The sequence below is a fragment of the Streptomyces sp. WM4235 genome (assembly GCF_001279725.1).
Taxonomy (GTDB): domain Bacteria; phylum Actinomycetota; class Actinomycetes; order Streptomycetales; family Streptomycetaceae; genus Streptomyces.
In genome coordinates this window covers 104,495-120,194 of the sequence record NZ_LGDE01000226.1, presented here as the reverse complement: position 1 = coordinate 120,194, position 15,700 = coordinate 104,495, and the positions used below count along the sequence as shown (strand labels likewise).

General features: G+C 72.8%; 16 protein-coding genes. 10 read left to right on the top strand and 6 right to left on the bottom strand.

The annotated features are described in order from the left end of the window. Nucleotides 1-17 precede the first annotated feature (17 nt). Nucleotides 18-788 carry a DUF6227 family protein gene (locus ADK55_RS17130; RefSeq protein ID WP_053679640.1) on the bottom strand — a complete coding sequence of 257 codons (771 nt, stop codon included), beginning with the start codon at nucleotides 786-788 and terminating at the stop codon, nucleotides 18-20. Nucleotides 789-971: 183 nt separating this feature from the next. Between ADK55_RS17130 and ADK55_RS17125 the strand changes: the two genes are divergently transcribed. Continuing rightward, nucleotides 972-1,622, top strand: a complete 651-nt coding sequence (locus ADK55_RS17125; protein ID WP_371591394.1) for a vitamin K epoxide reductase family protein — start codon at nucleotides 972-974, stop codon at nucleotides 1,620-1,622. 101 nt (nucleotides 1,623-1,723) lie between these two features. Here ADK55_RS17125 and ADK55_RS17120 read toward each other — a convergent pair whose 3' ends face one another. Next, the gene (locus tag ADK55_RS17120; protein WP_053679765.1) at nucleotides 1,724-2,134 is read right to left on the bottom strand and encodes a rodlin; all 411 of its coding nucleotides are present in this window, start codon (nucleotides 2,132-2,134) and stop codon (nucleotides 1,724-1,726) included. Nucleotides 2,135-2,416: 282 nt separating this feature from the next. Here ADK55_RS17120 and ADK55_RS17115 point away from each other — a divergent pair, with 282 nt between their 5' ends. Both ADK55_RS17115 and ADK55_RS17110 read left to right on the top strand, forming a co-directional pair. Beyond that, on the top strand, nucleotides 2,417-2,917 hold the full coding sequence (locus ADK55_RS17115) for a hypothetical protein (RefSeq protein ID WP_053679637.1): 501 nt from the start codon (nucleotides 2,417-2,419) through the stop codon (nucleotides 2,915-2,917). A gap of 167 nt (nucleotides 2,918-3,084) precedes the next feature. Beyond that, nucleotides 3,085-3,327 carry a chaplin gene (locus ADK55_RS17110; protein ID WP_053679635.1) on the top strand — a complete coding sequence of 81 codons (243 nt, stop codon included), beginning with the start codon at nucleotides 3,085-3,087 and terminating at the stop codon, nucleotides 3,325-3,327. A gap of 75 nt (nucleotides 3,328-3,402) precedes the next feature. Here the strand turns inward: ADK55_RS17110 and ADK55_RS17105 are convergent, their stop codons facing one another. The 4 genes from ADK55_RS17105 to ADK55_RS17090 all read right to left on the bottom strand — a co-directional run bounded on the left by ADK55_RS17105 (nucleotide 3,403) and on the right by ADK55_RS17090 (nucleotide 6,069). Next, entirely contained in the window at nucleotides 3,403-3,738 is a 336-nt protein-coding gene (locus ADK55_RS17105) for a hypothetical protein (protein WP_053679633.1), read from the bottom strand. Between the two features lie 156 nt (nucleotides 3,739-3,894). Further along, nucleotides 3,895-5,031, bottom strand: a complete 1,137-nt coding sequence (locus ADK55_RS17100; protein WP_053679631.1) for a chaplin family protein — start codon at nucleotides 5,029-5,031, stop codon at nucleotides 3,895-3,897. Between the two features lie 121 nt (nucleotides 5,032-5,152). Continuing rightward, the gene (locus ADK55_RS17095) at nucleotides 5,153-5,386 is read right to left on the bottom strand and encodes a chaplin (protein WP_078999027.1); all 234 of its coding nucleotides are present in this window, start codon (nucleotides 5,384-5,386) and stop codon (nucleotides 5,153-5,155) included. 272 nt (nucleotides 5,387-5,658) lie between these two features. Beyond that, entirely contained in the window at nucleotides 5,659-6,069 is a 411-nt protein-coding gene (locus ADK55_RS17090; RefSeq protein WP_053679627.1) for a rodlin, read from the bottom strand. Between the two features lie 391 nt (nucleotides 6,070-6,460). Between ADK55_RS17090 and ADK55_RS17085 the strand changes: the two genes are divergently transcribed. The 7 genes from ADK55_RS17085 (at nucleotide 6,461) to ADK55_RS17055 (ending at nucleotide 15,644) form a co-directional block, all read left to right on the top strand. After that, nucleotides 6,461-7,585 carry a DUF3344 domain-containing protein gene (locus ADK55_RS17085; protein ID WP_420713637.1) on the top strand — a complete coding sequence of 375 codons (1,125 nt, stop codon included), beginning with the start codon at nucleotides 6,461-6,463 and terminating at the stop codon, nucleotides 7,583-7,585. Between the two features lie 91 nt (nucleotides 7,586-7,676). Beyond that, nucleotides 7,677-8,807 carry a glycosyltransferase gene (locus ADK55_RS17080; protein WP_053679622.1) on the top strand — a complete coding sequence of 377 codons (1,131 nt, stop codon included), beginning with the start codon at nucleotides 7,677-7,679 and terminating at the stop codon, nucleotides 8,805-8,807. Next, on the top strand, nucleotides 8,804-10,327 hold the full coding sequence (locus tag ADK55_RS17075; RefSeq protein WP_078999024.1) for a sugar transferase: 1,524 nt from the start codon (nucleotides 8,804-8,806) through the stop codon (nucleotides 10,325-10,327). The genes ADK55_RS17080 and ADK55_RS17075 overlap by 4 nt, the downstream gene beginning before the upstream one ends. A 2-nt stretch (nucleotides 10,328-10,329) precedes the next feature. Beyond that, complete coding sequence (locus ADK55_RS17070) at nucleotides 10,330-11,712, top strand: O-antigen ligase family protein (protein ID WP_078999023.1); 1,383 nt, start codon at nucleotides 10,330-10,332, stop codon at nucleotides 11,710-11,712. 122 nt (nucleotides 11,713-11,834) lie between these two features. Beyond that, nucleotides 11,835-13,562: a murein biosynthesis integral membrane protein MurJ gene (gene murJ / locus ADK55_RS17065; RefSeq protein ID WP_234350090.1), complete on the top strand. Its 1,728-nt coding sequence runs from the start codon at nucleotides 11,835-11,837 to the stop codon at nucleotides 13,560-13,562. Next, the gene (locus tag ADK55_RS17060) at nucleotides 13,552-14,331 is read left to right on the top strand and encodes a polysaccharide deacetylase family protein (protein ID WP_053679620.1); all 780 of its coding nucleotides are present in this window, start codon (nucleotides 13,552-13,554) and stop codon (nucleotides 14,329-14,331) included. The genes murJ and ADK55_RS17060 overlap by 11 nt, the downstream gene beginning before the upstream one ends. Beyond that, a complete protein-coding gene (locus ADK55_RS17055) occupies nucleotides 14,328-15,644 on the top strand; it encodes a glycosyltransferase (RefSeq protein WP_234350088.1) in 1,317 nt (438 codons plus the stop codon). The genes ADK55_RS17060 and ADK55_RS17055 overlap by 4 nt, the downstream gene beginning before the upstream one ends. Nucleotides 15,645-15,700 lie beyond the last annotated feature (56 nt).

The following is a 15,700-nucleotide window of genomic DNA, read 5'->3' as shown; positions in this document are numbered from 1 at the left end:
CTGGCGGGGCGGGGGTGTCACCGAACCCGCGCGCGGAGCTCCATCGCCCCGCGCGCGACGGTCTCGCTCTCGTAGACCTCGCACATGTGCCGCCCGTCCGGGGTCGCCGTGTGCTCGACCTCCCACAGGCTGACCTCGGAGCCGTCCAGCAGGACGAACGCGTGCTCGTACAGGCTGAACCCCGCGTCCCGCCCGGACATCAGACTCCGCCTTCCGCCGAACGCCTGGGTGATCTGGTGCGCGTACGCGGACCGCAGCCGCTCCGCCAACCGCTCGCCCGGCCGGTCCGCGTTCTCCGCGCGCCGCAGCACCCGCCGGGCGTGGTCGGCGGACTGCTCCACCGTGTACTCCCGGTGCCGCAGCGCCGGAGGCGGAGCCGCGAACAGCGCGCCGAGCGAAGCCACGTCCCCGGCCGGCCCGCCCCCGGACGGGGATGCCGCCAGATCCCGCGCCACCCGCGCGGGGACCTCGCCGAAGAGCCGGGTCACGGCCATGCAGAGGTCCGACTTGCTCGCGAACACCTCGTGCCGGACGGCCCGGTCACCCTCCTGCCGGTACGCCAACTCCCACAGCGCCTCCGAACCCCCGTCGGCCAACAGGTACGTGTGCCAGTGGGTCTCCCGCCACAGCCCCGCCGAGGGGCTGTGGTGCGTGGTGGACAGCGAGGAGCTGTGAGCGAGCGCCGTCCCGAGGCGCTCGACCAAGAGGTCCGGCAGGTCGAAGGAGTTGAGGGCGCGGCCCAGGAGTCGATCGAGGTGCGCCTCGGTTGTCTCGTACGGATCGCTCAAGGTGGGTCTCCAGGCCGTCGCAGCTTGTCACTTCGCGGAAGCTCAACGTAACCCCTGGCTCTGACATCACGTCCGGGGTTCGGTAAAACGTCCGGGAAGCATCGGGGGTTCCCGCCACCCCTTCAGGTCAACTTGTGTACGAATAGGCATGATTGGCCCCGGTCTGGGGCATGGCGCGCGACCATGGGGCACATGGCAACGAACACAGTGGGCGTCCCGCGGCAGCAGGGTCGCCCCGACACCCGACGCGAGGACCGACCCGACGCCCCCGGAAGGGGGTTGGCCTGGCTGCTCGTGCTCACGGGGGCCGCCGGCGTGCTGGCCTCCTGGGTCATCACCCTCGACAAGTTCCTCCTGTTGGAGGACCCGAACTTCAAGCCCGCCTGCAGCCTCAACCCCGTGGTCTCCTGCGGCAGCGTGATGAAGAGCGACCAGGCGGCCGCCTTCGGCTTCCCCAATCCCATGCTGGGCTTGGCGGCGTACGCGGTCGTGGTCTGCGTGGGCATGGGCCTGCTGGCCGGTGCCCGCTACCGGGGCTGGTTCTGGCTCGGCCTGAACGCGGGCACCCTCTTCGGCACCGTCTTCTGCGGCTGGCTGATGGTCCAGTCCCTCTACGAGATCAACGCGCTCTGCCTGTGGTGCTGCCTCGCCTGGGTGGCGACGCTGCTGATGTTCTGGGCGGTCACCGCCCACACCGTCGCCGCGGGCATCCTTCCCGCGCCCGGCCCGGTACGGGGATTCTTCACCGAATTCGGCTGGGCCCCGCCCGCGTTGCACCTCGGCGTGATCGGCATGCTGATCCTGACCCGGTGGTGGGAGTTCTGGACGAGCTGACGGTCGACGACATGCGAGGGCCCCGGCAGCTGGTGGCTGCCGGGGCCCTCGTCACATCGCTCCACGGGCATCCACGGCCCGGACGTGAGGGGGAGCGGAGGTCAGCTGCCGAGAGAGGCGTTGCCGGACAGGACCGGGATGTTGTCCAGGATGTGCGAGAGCGGCTCGTCGCCCTTGGCCTGGGTGGAGTTCTCGGTGCACTGCTGGTTCTGCGGGTTGGACAGGACGTTGATGTCCTGAACACCGATGTTGAGCAGGGCGATCAGCGACTGGGCGTTGACCTTGGCCGGCAGGCCGATGCAGGGCTTGTTCAGGGTGCCCTGGACCAGGCCGAGCTGCGGGCTCAGGTCGCCGCTGGTCTTCTGGTTGCCGTAGATCTGCGAGGCACCGTTGCCGTTGACGGTGTTGACGCCGTTGTCGTTGCCGATGGCCATGGCCGGGGCGGCGGCAGCGGCGCCCGCGCCGATGGCAACGGCGGAGACCGCGGCGGCGGTCATGATCTTCTTGAGCATCATTGGTCCTTTTGTCGCACGAGTGCCCGCTAGTGGAGCGCCCTGATCAACTGCCCGGTGCCGGGTTGGTTCCGCTGCTTCACTCAAACGGCCCGCTTGGGGCGCGCTTTTCCCCAGCCAGGGTGAGGCGGCTCCGGACGCGTGCGCGAAGGCCGTACGCAGCCCGCAGTGGGACGTGCCGGCGACCGCGTTCCGGTTGCGGAGCGTGCGAGGTGTTCGCACGGTGGGCAAGGAAGCGGATCGCTCGGGTCCGCATTCGTGCGACCACCAGAAGGAAGATTCATGCACCGCAAGATGTCGTTCCGCGCCCGCGTCCTCGTCCCCTCCGTCCTCGCGGTCGCCATACTGTGCGGCGCGGTCGCCCCCGCGAGCGCCGCCGACAGCGGCGCGGGCGCGGCTCTCACGCGACGCGTGGAGGCCGTGCAGGAACAGATCGAGGGCATCGAGGCCCGCGCGGCCGCCGGGCCGATCGACGATCTGCTCGCCACGCTCCGCACGACGCTGGAGGGGCTGTTGAAGTCCCTGGAGGGCCTGCTGCCGGCCGGGGTGAAGCTGCCGCCGATCCAACTGCCCACGCTCCCCACGCTGCCGGAGATCCCGACCGTCCCGCAGGTGCCGGTGGAGGTCCCCAAGCTCCCGGAGATCCCCGCCGTGCCCGCCTTGCCCGCCTTGCCCGCGGTGCCCGCGGTGCCCGCGGTGCCCGCGGTGCCCGCGGTGCCCGCCGTCCCCGCCCTGCCGGTGAACCTGGTGCCCGACATCCCGGAGATCCCCGACGTGCCGTAGCCGTCCAGATGGTGGCGGGGAACGGCCCGGAAGGGCGCCGTGGTTACGACTATTGGGCTGAACAGGTCTGATTCGGTGCTCACCCGTGTCGTTTGGGAACCAGAACCGTTTCGCTCGGTGTGAGCCCCGGGATCGGGGCAGGACGTCGAAGAGAAGGTGCACTTCCCATGAACTCTGCTGCCAAGAAGGCCGCCGTGGCCCTGGCCTCCGCTGGTCTCGCTGTGGCCGGTGCCGCGGGCGCCGCTTCCGCCGACTCCTCGGCCGAGGGCGCGGCCGTGGGTTCCCCCGGTGTCCTCTCGGGCAACCTGGCCCAGGTGCCGGTCCACATCCCGGTCAACGTCTGCGGCAACTCGGTCGACGTCATCGGCCTGCTGAACCCCGCGTTCGGCAACGTCTGCGTCAACGACTGACGTCAGTCGACCTCATGACTGTGGGCGCCCCGGCCTCGCCGGTGGCGCCCACGGTCATGTCTCGTCCGGTCGGATTCAGCGACCGCCGTTGAGGTCCACGCCGCCGAGCAGCGGGGAGGCCTGAGTCGCACCGTTCGCGAGCTTGAGGGTCTCGCCCGGCAGGTCGTTGCGGGCCTTGTTGAGCGTCTGCACGGTGCCGACGACCTTGCCCAGGCTGTCGCCCTGCTCGGCCAGCGCCTCGTTGGGAAGGTTCTCGGTGGCGCCGGTGGTGGCCGTCAGCGCGTCACTCAGTCCCCCGGTCAGGCTCATGGGGGGCATCGCGGCCGGGGTTCCGGCGGCGAAGGAGGGAGACGCGGCGCCGAGGAGGGCCACGGAACCGGCGACGACAGCGGCGACCTTCGTGAACTTCATTATCGAAACCCTTTTCCAGCGGCGACCGTCGCGCCGCTTTCGACCTGGCTAACGATTCCCCGCCGATACGGAAACGCGCGAGCGAACGCGGCAACGGCCGGACAATCCACCAGGGATTCTCCGGCCGTTATTTCTTCTGATTACCGGTATTGCCGGTCAGGCGATACGGGACCTTCGGTACAGAATGGCGCCGCCCAGGATCAGAGCCGTGGCGAGGGCGGCCGCGGCAGCCTGTTGACCCGCTCCGGTGTCCGCCAGTTCCCCTACCGCGGCCGGCGCGGGGACGGCCACCATCGGCGGGAGGGCGGGGACCTGAGCGGTGACCGGCGCGGGTGCCGGAGCCGGCGCCGGTACCGGCGGCAGGTGGACGGGGAGGTCGCCGGCGGGAGCGGCCGGCGGCTGGTCCGCGGGGCGTACGACCTCCGGCGCGGGGGCCGGGGCCGGGTGCGTCACGGGCATGCTGCCGCGCGGCGGCCCGGTGACCTCGTCCTCGAACGACGGACCCGGGGTGGGCGCCGGGAGCGTCTTGGGCTGCTCCCACTCGGGCTCGGGCGCCGGAAGCGGTACGGGCGCCTCCTGGACCGGTGCGGGCGTCTCGGGCATCGGGACCGGCTTGGGCAACGGCTTCGGGGCCGGGTGCTCCGCGACGGGCCCCGGGAGCGGGTGCGGCTGGGGGAGCGGCCTCGGAGCCGGGGGCGCCGGGTGGGGCACCGGGGCGGTCGGGTGCTCCGCCTGCGGGCGGGGCTCGGGGTTCGGGGGGCCGACCGGCGGGGGGTCGTCGCACTCCTCCTCCGCGCTCCCGTGGCCGCCCTGGTGACGGGGGCCCTCGTGGCGGGCCTCCTCGTGGCGGGTTGCCGCGTGCCGGGGTGCCGCGTGCTTGGGGGCCGCGTGCCGGGGCGCCTGCCTGCGAGGCTCCTCGTCCCGCTGCTGCGGCATCGCGTGCCGGCCGCCCTGACGCTCGTCGAGGTAGCGCTCGAACATCGCGGCGTGTTCGGGGCTGAGGTGGCGCTCGTAGTCGTGGGCGGCGTCGGAGCCGGTGGTGGTGGCGCAGGTGTTGCCCATCGAGGGGTTGAGCGCGGCACCCCCGTCCACGCTGTTGCCGCACACGTTCGGCGCGAAGGTGATCGGTACCGAGACGCTGTTGCCGGACAGCACCCCCGGTGAGTGCGAGGCCTCGGCCATCGCCCCGGGATGCGCGTAGGCCGCGCCGGTCGCGATCGACAGCAGGCTGGAGGCGGCCGCCGCCGTGAGCATCCCCTTGCCCAGCACCTGTCGGCTCAGTACCTGTCGCATGGGTCCTTCCCTGTCTACCGGCACTGCGGCCGGTGCTGGATCGAAGGAGGCCTCGGAGTGCACCGCCGTGCACTCCGAGGCCACCCCGAGGAGGTTCGCCCTCGCGGGCGCAGACGCTTCGTCAGGCGTTGACGCAGGTGTTGCCGAACGCGGGGTTCAGCAGGGCGATCACGTTGACGGTGTTGCCGCAGACGTTGACCGGGACGTGCACCGGAACCTGGACGAGGTTCCCGGAGGCGACGCCGGGGGAGCCGATGGCCTGGCCCTCGGCGGCCGAGTCGGCCATGGCGGGGGAGGCGACACCGGCGGCCATCAGCACGCCGGCGGCCAGCACCAGTGCCTTCTTGTACGTCATTTGTTTTCGATCCTTCCCGCAGAGGCGTATCCACTGCACAAATAACAACGAGCGGGTCCGGCAAAAGAAACCGGGAATTTTTCCGGGCCGCTCCGCATTTCACTCCGATGCTCGCGCACTCAAAGTCGCGCGGGGTGTCGAATTCGGCGGGGATTTCTGCGGCTCGCGGTAATTCGAGCGCTCTCGGACGCGGCGAGGCCGCCGCGACCCGAAGGTGCGACGGCCTCGTTCCCCGGACCCGGCCGGGGGAATGCCCACGTACGGGGCGGCGGTCAGCTGCCGGCGGAGGCGTTGCCGGAGAGGACCGGGATGTTGCTGAGGATGTGCGACAGGGCCTCGTCACCCTTGGCCTGGGTGGAGTTCTCGGTGCACTGCTGGTTCTGCGGGCTGGACAGGACCGGGATGTCCTGGACACCGACGTTGACCAGGGCCAGCACCGACTGCACGTTGGCCTTGGCCGGCAGGGCGATGCAGGGCTTGTTGAAGGAGCCCTGGATGAGCGCCATCTGCGGGCTCATGTTGCCGTACGTGGCCTGGTTGCCGTAGATCTGCGCCGAGTTGTTGCCATTGGCGGTGTTGATGCCGCCGTCGTTGCCGATGGCCATGGCCGACGGGGCCATCGCGGCACCCAGACCCACGACGGAGGCGGCAACCGCTGCGCCGGCTACAAACTTCTTGATCATTGTCGTCCCTTTTTTGCAGGATTGCCCGGTACTGGAGCACCCGGATCAACGGTGCCGCCCCGGCTCGGGTTGCGTGTCTTCACTCGGATGCCGAAGTTTCGGGCGCCGCGGTTGACGTCGGGCGTTGACGCCGATGGCGCCGGACGAGGGTCGGTGCCGCGGGTGAGGCCCGCTCGCCGGGGCGTCGTCCCCGGGGCGAGGGTCCCTTCCGGACCCCGGTTTTCCCTTTCGGTTCCGAGCGGTGGAGCAACCCCCATAACGACCCGCCCACTTTGAGGGTGCGTGTTATCGCCCAAAAGGCCGTACGAGCGAGTCCGGCGTGATTTCCTGCTTGATTTCTGACAAAGTTCACTCCTGTTTTGTTCCCCTGATCGAAAATGGAGACAGGGTCATGGGTTCCTCCCGCAGAATCCTCGGCACGCTCGGTCTGCTGTCCTGCCTCACACTTTCGGCGAACGTTCCGGTGGCCGGTGCGGCTGTCCCCGCCGGTTCCCGTTTCTCCGACGTCACGGTCAAGGAGCAGGCCCGGGTCCCCTTCACGCAGCGTTACCAGGCCGCGCTGCACGGCGGGCTGGTCCGGGCCTCGAACTCCGGGATCAGCTGTCGCAAGGAGGAGAACCGGGAGGCGGAACCCTGCGCCGACGTGCAGGGCGGCGCCGCAGGGGTCAACAGCGACTACGAGATGTTCTACAGCGAGGTCGACAAGGACCCCGACACCTACAACTCCACCCGGTCCGAGCTCAAGGTCCCGCAGGGCGCGAAGGTCGCGTACGCCCGGCTCTACTGGGGCGGGAACCTGCGGGTGGGCGAGCAGAAGCCGCCGGAGGACAACGGTCGCGTGCTGGTCGCCGAGCCGGGCGGCGCGTACAAGGAAGTCCTGGCGGACACCGTCATCGGGCACCGCAGTGACGCCGGCAGTGACGCCTACCAGGCCTCGGCCGACGTGACCCCGCTGGTTCGCAAGGGCGGTGCGGGGATGTGGACGGTCGCCCAGCTCAACATCGCGATGGGGCACTCGGCGGTGGGGGCCTGGGGCGGCTGGACGCTGGTCGTCGCCTACGAGCACCCCCAGGAGCCGCTGCGCCGGGTCTCCGTCCAGGACGGGTTCGACGGTCTGCTCCCGGGGGTGGGCGAGGCGGCCGGTCGGACGGTGGAGGTCGCCGGACTGGACGCGCCGGCCGGGTCCGCGGGCAAGGCCGGGGTGGTCGCCTACGACGGGGACCGAGGGGTCCTCGGGGACTCACTGACGGTCACGGCCGACAGCGGTCGGCGCGTGAGCCTCAGTGATTCAGAAAATCCTTTTAATGATGTTATGAATTCCACGATCACGGAATTCGGACGTTCCTCGTTCGTGCGACAGCCCGAACACATGAATACCCTCGGATATGACGCGGACGTGTTCGATCTTGGTCCCGCCCTGTCCGGTGGTGCCCACAGCCTGAGTTTCAAGTTCACGGGCGAAAGTCAGGGCCAATTCCTCGGTGTGCTCTTCGTTCAGACAGACGCGCGCCGCTGAACGTAGGAGATCACTCCACGTGTCGACCAACCGTTCGACAGCAGATTCTTCCCCAGCGGTACTCCGCACCGTCCTCCATCTCGTCCAACCCGTGGACGGCGGAGTCGCCCGGGTCGTCACCGACCTGGTCCGGGCGCAGGCCGCCGCCGGATTGCGCGTCGTCGTCGGCTGCCCTCGCGGCGGCCGGCTCGGCGACGACGCGCACGACGCCGGCGCCGAGGTGCTCACCTGGCGCGCCGGGCGATCACCCGGGCCAGGGCTGCCCGCCGAGGTGCTCGGCGCCGCGCGGCTGATCCGCCGCGTCCGCCCCGATCTGCTGCACGCCCACAGCGCCAAGGCCGGGTTGGCCGGGAGGCTGGCCGCGCGCGGCACCGTGGCGACCGTGTTCCAACCGCACGCGTGGTCCTTCGACGCCGTGGGCGGGGCCACCGCCGCGCTCGCGCTGCGCTGGGAGCGGTTCGGCGCCCGGTGGGCCGACCGGGTGCTCTGCGTCAGCGAGGCGGAACGTCGGGCCGGCGAGTCCGAGGGGATCACCGCCCGCTGGTCGGTCATCCGCAACGGAGTGGACACCGACCACTTCCGGCCCGGCGCCGCGGACCGGGACCTGGACCGGGCGGCGGCCCGCGCCGAACTCCCGCTGCCCGCCGAGTTCCGGGGCGACGCGCCGCTCGTCGTCTGCGTCGGCCGGCTCTGCCCGCAGAAGGGCCAGGACCTCCTGCTCAAGGCCTGGCCACAGGTGTCGGCGACCATCCCGGGCGCCCGACTGGCCCTCGTCGGGGACGGCCCCGACACCGAACGGCTGCGCCTGGGAGCCCCGCCGGGCGTCCTCTTCGCGGGGGCCGCCTCCGACATCCGACCGTGGCTTCGGGCCGCCGATCTCGTTGTAATGCCGTCGCGGTGGGAAGGCATGGCGCTCGCCCCGCTCGAAGCCATGGCCTGCGGTCGCCCGGTCCTGGTCTCCGACGTCAGTGGTGCCCGGGAAAGTCTGCCGCCCGGCCAGGGGCGGCTGTGCCTGGTGCCACCGGAGGACCCGACGGCACTGGCCAAGGCCCTCTGCGGGCTGTTGGCCGAACCGCGGCTGCTCGCCGAACTCGGGGAGCGGGCCCGGGAGCACGCCCGGACCGACTTCGACGTACGGCGGACCACGGACGCGGTCACCGGCCTGTACCACGAACTGCTGGGCAGGCCCCGGCCCTTGAACCAGGAGCGCATCAGCCGATGACGATGGACAGCGCACCCGCCCGGCACCCCGGGCAGGGCGGCACGGGGCCCGCCGGGAGCAGCGCCTTCGCGCCCGCGCCCCACACCCCAGCCCGCCGTTCCGTGACCGCCATCCACCCCCCGCGCGGGCCCCAGGTCGAACCGGCCAGGACCGCCGTCCGGCCGCGGCGGGTCCGCCCCCGCGACCGGGTCATGGCGCTGGTGGCCTCCGACGCGCTGGCCGCCGCGCTCACCGTTTCGGCCGTACCCGGACCGGGCCTCGCGACCGAGGCCGTCCTGCCCCTCGCGATCCTGCTCCTCGCGCTGCACGCGCAGGCCGGGTTGTACCGGCCGCGGCTCGCGCCCTCCGCGCTGTTCGAACTGCCCGCGCTCGCCGGTCGGGCCGTCGTCCTGTGGTGCGGGGCCGCCGCCGTCCTGGCCGCCTTCCACCCCGGACAGGCCATGGGCTGGAGCGTGCTGCTCGCCACCGTCTGCCTCCAGGTCCTCCTGGTCTGCGCCGGCCGGGGCCTCGTGAACCGGCTCCACCGGCGCGCCGCGCTGCGCTCGCCCGCCTCCGCGCTCGTCGTCGGTCCCGGCACGGGCGCCGGGGCGGTCGCCACCGCCCTCCACGGGCGCCCCGAGTACGGACTGCGGCCCGTGGGGATCGCCGACACCGGCGCCGGCGACGGGGAGCACGCCACCCTCCCGGTGCTCGCCACCCACGAGGACGTCCGGCGCGCGGTCATCCAGAACTCCGTCCGGCACGCCGTCTTCACCCGCCCGCCGGAGGCCGACGAGCGCACCGCGTCACTGGTCCGGCTCTTCCACGACCACGGCTGCCGACTCTGGCTCGCCGACCCCGCCGGCACCGCCAAGGTCACCGGCATGAGGGTGGCGCAGCCGGCCGACCAGTTGTGGGGGTACGCCGTGCAGCCGCTGCTGCCGCGACCGTCCCGGCCGTTGGAGCGGTACGCGAAGCGGATCATCGATTCCTCGCTCGCCGCGCTCGCCCTGCTGTTCGCCGCGCCCGTGATGGCCGCCTGCGCCCTGGCCGTACGGCTCGTCGACGGTCCCGGTGTGATCTTCCGCCAGGAGCGGGTCGGGCTGTACGGACGCCCCTTCACCCTGCTGAAGTTCCGCACCCTGAGCGCCGATCCCCACGAGTCCGCCACCCGGTGGACGGTCGCGGGAGACCGTCGGATGAGCCCGGTCGGGTCCTTCCTGCGCAAGTCCTCGCTGGACGAGCTGCCGCAGCTGTGGAACGTCGTACGGGGTGACATGAGCCTGGTCGGTCCGCGCCCCGAGCGGCCCTTCTTCGTCGCCAAGTTCAGCAGCGTGCACCCCGGTTACGAGGCCCGCCACCGGATGCCCGTCGGGATCACCGGACTCGCGCAGATCAACGGACTGCGCGGGGACACCTCCATCGAGGACCGGGCCCGCTTCGACAACCACTACATCGACACCTGGTCGTTGTGGCAGGACCTGTGGATCCTCGCCCGCACCGCGGCCGGGTTCTTCCGATTCCGGCTGGGGGGCAGCTGAGCATGAGCCTTGCCGTATCGAGCCCCTGGGTACGCCCGGACGTCGGTGGGCTGCTGCGCCGGCACTGGCCGCTGCTGCCGCTCGCCGCGACCGTGCTGTTCCTCCTCGCCCCGCTGCCGGCGGGCGACGCCACCACCTCGGGCAAGGTCGGACCCGCCGACGCCGCCTCACTGCTGCTCGTCCTGGTGTGCGCCGTACAGGCGGTGCGCGGCCGGGTGCGGACGCTGACCCCGTTGGGGGCGGTCGTCCTGGGGCTGCCCGCCGTGGGACTCGCGGTGGCCACCGTCACCGCGGGGGACCCGTACGCGGCCCTGCCCGGGTTCGTGCGCTACCTCCAGGTCTTCGTGCTGGTCCCGGCGGCGATCGTGCTGCTGGTGCGGGACGCCCGCGAGTTCCGGCTCGCCGCCGCCTGCTTCGTGGTGCTGGCACTGGTTCAGGGAGCCGTCGGCGTCGTGCAGTTCGCGACCCACACCGGGGCCTCGTACCAGGGCGAGGACATCCGCGCCGTGGGCACCTTCGGCCCCGGTGACGTCATGGGCATGGCCACGGTGGTCGCGTACGGGCTGATCGTCGCGACCGCCGCCGCGCTGGCGCCGGGACTGCCGCGGCGGGGCCGGAGGGTGGCCGCCGGCTGCGCGCTCGCCCTGGTCCTGCCGCTGGTGCTGTCCTTCAGCCGGGGCGCGTGGATCGCCACCCTCGGTGCGGCCGTCCTCGTCATGGTGATCGCCGGGATCCGGCGGGCGCTCAAGGTACTGGTGGCGCTCGTCGCGATCGGCGTGGTGCTCGTGGGCGGGCTCGGGGTCGGCTCCGAGATGGTCGCGGAACGACTGACCTCGATCACCCAGGTCTCCGCCGCCCCCGACCAATCGGTCACCGACCGCTACACCATGTGGGCCGCCGCCGAGTCGATGTGGCGCGAGCGGCCCGCGGCCGGCGTCGGCCTCAAGGGCTTCCCGGCCAACCGCGACGGCCACTCCGGCCTGGCCCTGTCCGCCGGCAGCGACACCGCCGGCGCGGGGCAGGCCTACATCAAGCAACCACTGCTGTCCCCACACAACATGTACCTGCTCGTGCTCAGCGAGCAGGGTCTGATCGGACTGACCGCGCTGGTCGGCGGCTGGGCGGCGCTGCTGGTCGCGGGCGTCCGCCGGTGCGTCTCCGGCCGAGGGGCCCTGGACTGCGGACTGGTCGCCGTCGGGCTCCTGGCGTGGCAACTGACCGACTTCCTCTACGCGGACATCGGCGGGCCGTCCACCGTCCTGACCGGGGTGATCATCGGACTCGCCGCCTGGTGGGCGCTGTCCTCCCGGGGCGATCCGGAGGGCGGGTTCGCGACCGGCACCGGACGGGGCCGGCCGGCCGCCCAGTGGCCGGCCGGCCGGTGACGGGCACCCCGCCCCGGCGGCCCGCGGCCGCGGCGACGGACCTCGCCGCGACCGCGGGCCGTCCGCCGCGGCCGGCGGAACCGGACGCCGCCCGCGGCGGCGCCCACGGGGATCGGGGCCGCGTGATCGCGTCCGGCGGCCCCACCGTCGCGGGGGCGCCCCCCGCCGAATCCGAGGGCCCCGCCGCCGCCCGCGCGCGGGCCGGGCGGGGATCCGGATCGGGCGACCCCGGCGCACCCGCCCCCCTGGGCCGGTACCTCGCCAAGGCCGCCGCCGTCACCGCCGGCCTCACCGCCGCGGGGGCGGTGTTCGGACTCGTACGCGACCAGACCATCGCCCACCTCTTCGGCGCCGGGCACGACAGCGACGCGTTCCTCATCGCCTGGACCGTCCCCGAGATGGCCTCGACGCTGCTCATCGAGGACGCCATGGCGCTGCTGATGGTGCCCGCCTTCAGCCACGCCCTGGCCCGCCGGGCCGCCGACCGCGCCGGGCTCACCCGCAAGGAGGCCCGCGCGCAGGACCCCGTACGGCTGCTCGTGGCCGCGACCCTGCCGCGGCTCCTGGTGCTGCTGGCCGCCGTGGCCTCCGTGCTGATCGTCGCCGCGCCGCTCGTCGTGGGCATGCTCGCGCCCGGACTGCCCGATCCCGACCTGGCCGTCCAGTGCACCCGGCTGACCGCCCTCACCGTGATCACCTTCGGGATCGCCGGATACTTCAGCGCCGCGCTGCGGGCCCACAGATCCTTCCTGCCGCCCGCCGCGATCTACGTCTCCTACAACGTCGGGATCATCGGCGCCATGGTCGCCCTCCACGCCCTGTGGGGAGTGCGGGCCGCCGCGGCCGGGGTCGCCCTCGGCGGGGCGCTGATGGTGCTCGTCCAACTGCCCGCGTTCATCCGGAACGTGGGCTTCGGGCCGTCCCGGGCCAAGGGCGCACCGCGCAGCCGCCGCGACCGGGACCGGCCGACGCTGATCGCCTTCGGGCTGATCGCCCCCGTCATCTTCTTCGCCGTCTTCCGGCAGTCCCAGGTCCTCGTCGAACGGTTCCTGGCCGCCTCGCTCCCGTCCGGAGCCATCTCGCACCTGAACTACGCGCAGAAGGTCGCGCAGATGCCGATGGTGCTGTCCCTGATGATCTGCACGGTCACCTTCCCGGTCGTCGCCCAGGCCATGGCCGGCGGCGAACGCGAGAAGGCCCGGCGGCGCGTCGAACGGGACCTGGCCCTCGCCTCCCTCGTCGTCCTCATGGGCACCGCCCTCGTCATCGGGTACGCGCCCCAGATCATCCAGGTCCTCTTCGAACGCGGCGCCTTCACCCACCGGGACACCCTCGCCACCGCCTCCGTGATGCGGGTCTACGGCCTCGGACTCCTCGGCCACTGCCTCGTCGGGGCGCTGTCCCGGCCCTTCTTCTCGACCGCCCGGCCCACCTGGTTCCCGGCGGTCGCGATGGGCGCCGGACTGCTCGTCAACATCGTCTTCGGAGCCCTCGCCGTCGGCTGGTGGGGGATCTACGGGATCGCCGCCGCCAACGCCGCCGGCATCTCCACCACCGCCGCCCTGCTCCTCACCGGACTCGGCTCCCGGATCGTCGCCATCCAGGTCCGCCGGGTCGCCGTCAGCATCGGCCGCCTCGCGGTCGCCGCCGTCGCCGCCTGCGCCACCGGCTGGATCGCCGGCCCCAAGATCCCCGACCCGCTGCTCAGCGCCGCACTCGGCTGCCTGCTGGTCCCGGCCATGTTCGGAGCCACCGGGATGGCCATGCGGGCACTCGAAGTCACCGTGCTGCCCGCCCAGATCGCCCAGCTCACCTCCCAGCTCACCCAGAGGTTCCGCAATGCCCGCTGACACCGACACGGAGCCCGCCGCCGTGGTGGTCCCCGCCCGCCGGACCGCATCGCCGTGGGTCCTCATGTACCACTCGGTCGCCGAGTTCACCGACCCCGCCGAGGACCCGTACGGCATCACCGTCACCCCGCGCGCGCTGGAGGCCCAGCTGCTGTGGCTGCGCTCCCGGGGTCTGCGCGGGGTGTCCGTGGGCGAACTGCTCCGGGCCCGCGCGGCCGGGCGCGGAGCCGGGCTCGTCGGACTCACCTTCGACGACGGGTACACCGACTTCCTCACCCGGGCGCTGCCCCTGCTGAAGCGCCTCGATTTCACCTCCACGCTGTTCGTGCTGCCGGGACGGCTCGGAGTGGACAACATGTGGGACCCGCTGGGCCCCCGCAAGTCCCTGCTCACCGCCGAGGGCATCCGCGAGGTCGCCGCCGCCGGGCAGGAGATCGGCTCGCACGGGCTGCTCCACCAGGACCTCACCGCCACCCCCGACGACGTGCTCCGGCAGGAGCTGCGGGGCAGCCGCGACCTGCTGCGGGAACTGACCGGGACGCTGCCCGAGGGGTTCTGCTACCCGTACGGGCATCTCGACGCGCGGGTCGTGGACGCCACCCGGGCCGCCGGCTACGGCTACGCGTGCGCCATCGACCCCGGTCGGCTCGCCGGTCCGTACGCCCTGCCCCGTACGCACATCAGCCAGGCCGACGGCGGAGCGCGGCTGCGGATCAAGCGGCTGCGGCACCGCATGCGGGAGCTGCGCAGGGGGGTGGCGGCGCGATGAACGCGACGGACGGGATGAAGTCGCTCAAGGTGCTGCACGTCATCACCGGCCTGGGCGTCGGTGGAGCCGAGCAGCAACTGCGCCTGCTCCTGCGCCACATGCCCATGCGGTGCGACGTGCTGACCCTGACCAACCCCGGCCCGGTGGCCGAGGGGCTGCGGGCCGACGGGGTACGGGTCGTCCACCTCGGGATGAAGGGCAACCGGGACCTGGGGGCGCTGCCCCGGATGGTGCGGTTCATCCGGCGCGAACGCTACGACCTGGTCCACACCCACCTGTACCGGGCCTGCCTCTACGGGCGGATCGCGGCCCGGCTCGCGGGCGTGCGAACGACCGTGGCCACCGAACACTCCCTCGGCGGGAGCGAGATCGAGGGACGACGGCTCTCGCGCGGGGTCCGGGCCCTGTACCTGACCGGCGAACGCCTCGGCGCGGCGACGGTGGCCGTCTCCGACACCGTGGCGACGCGGCTGGAGGGTTGGGGGGTGCCGGCCGCGCGCATCCACGTCGTACCGAACGGCATCGAGGCCGTCCGCTTCCGCTTCGACGAAGGCGTGCGCAGGGCCACGCGGGCCCGGGCCGGGCTCCCGGAACGGGCCTTCGTGGTGGGCGGGGTCGGCCGGCTCGTACCGGGCAAGCGGTTCGACGTGCTCGTACGGGCCGTGGCCGCCCTGCCCGGGGCCCATCTGCTGCTGGCCGGCGACGGACCCGAACGGGCCGCGCTGCGACGGCTCGCCGCCGACCTCGGCGCCCAGAGCCGGATCCACCTGCTCGGGGAACGGGACCCGCTCGGCGACAGCGCGGACGGGCGGACGCCCGGCATCCCCGCCCTGCTGGCCGCCATGGACGTCTTCGTGTCCCCGTCGCGGGAAGAGGCCTTCGGGCTCGCGGTCGTCGAGGCGCTCGCCGCAGGACTGCCCGTCCTGCACGTCACCTGCCCCGCCATCGACGACCTGCCCGCGACGCAGGCGCCCGGAGCCAGGCGGATCGGCACCGGGACGGAGGAGCTCGTCGCCGCGCTGCGCGGACACATGGAGGCGGGGTCCGGCCGGTTGCCGGCGCCGCCCGTGGTGCGGCGGTACGACATCGCGCGGAGCGCGGAGCGGCTGCTCTCGGTCTACGCCGAAGCGTTGGCCGCGCCGCGCGAGGGGGACCGGGACGCCGCCCCGGACCCGGACACGGGTGCGCAACGAGGGGCCGGTGCGCAAGGGGGCGGGGTCGGGGCGCCGGCCGCTCCCGGGCGCGGGCCGGACGCACGGGGGGACGCCGCCCGGCCGGGGGCCGTAAGCACGCCCGGCCGGGGCGACGGCTGATCAGTCCTACCGCAGGGGCCCCGCAGCGGGGCCGAAGGAAGTTCCCTCCACTCAGG

Coding starts and splice junctions, on each gene's coding strand:
- ADK55_RS17100 (WP_053679631.1), bottom strand. CDS start 5,031: ATGCGACAGGTACTGAGCCGACAGGTGCTGGGCAAGGGGATGCTCACG.
- ADK55_RS17120 (WP_053679765.1), bottom strand. CDS start 2,134: ATGCTCAAGAAGATCATGACCGCCGCCGCGGTCTCCGCCGTTGCCATC.
- ADK55_RS17055 (WP_234350088.1), top strand. CDS start 14,328: ATGAACGCGACGGACGGGATGAAGTCGCTCAAGGTGCTGCACGTCATC.
- ADK55_RS17060 (WP_053679620.1), top strand. CDS start 13,552: ATGCCCGCTGACACCGACACGGAGCCCGCCGCCGTGGTGGTCCCCGCC.
- ADK55_RS17075 (WP_078999024.1), top strand. CDS start 8,804: ATGACGATGGACAGCGCACCCGCCCGGCACCCCGGGCAGGGCGGCACG.
- ADK55_RS17105 (WP_053679633.1), bottom strand. CDS start 3,738: ATGAAGTTCACGAAGGTCGCCGCTGTCGTCGCCGGTTCCGTGGCCCTC.
- ADK55_RS17070 (WP_078999023.1), top strand. CDS start 10,330: ATGAGCCTTGCCGTATCGAGCCCCTGGGTACGCCCGGACGTCGGTGGG.
- ADK55_RS17090 (WP_053679627.1), bottom strand. CDS start 6,069: ATGATCAAGAAGTTTGTAGCCGGCGCAGCGGTTGCCGCCTCCGTCGTG.
- ADK55_RS17115 (WP_053679637.1), top strand. CDS start 2,417: ATGCACCGCAAGATGTCGTTCCGCGCCCGCGTCCTCGTCCCCTCCGTC.
- ADK55_RS17085 (WP_420713637.1), top strand. CDS start 6,461: ATGGGTTCCTCCCGCAGAATCCTCGGCACGCTCGGTCTGCTGTCCTGC.
- ADK55_RS17095 (WP_078999027.1), bottom strand. CDS start 5,386: ATGACGTACAAGAAGGCACTGGTGCTGGCCGCCGGCGTGCTGATGGCC.
- ADK55_RS17125 (WP_371591394.1), top strand. CDS start 972: ATGGGGCACATGGCAACGAACACAGTGGGCGTCCCGCGGCAGCAGGGT.
- ADK55_RS17110 (WP_053679635.1), top strand. CDS start 3,085: ATGAACTCTGCTGCCAAGAAGGCCGCCGTGGCCCTGGCCTCCGCTGGT.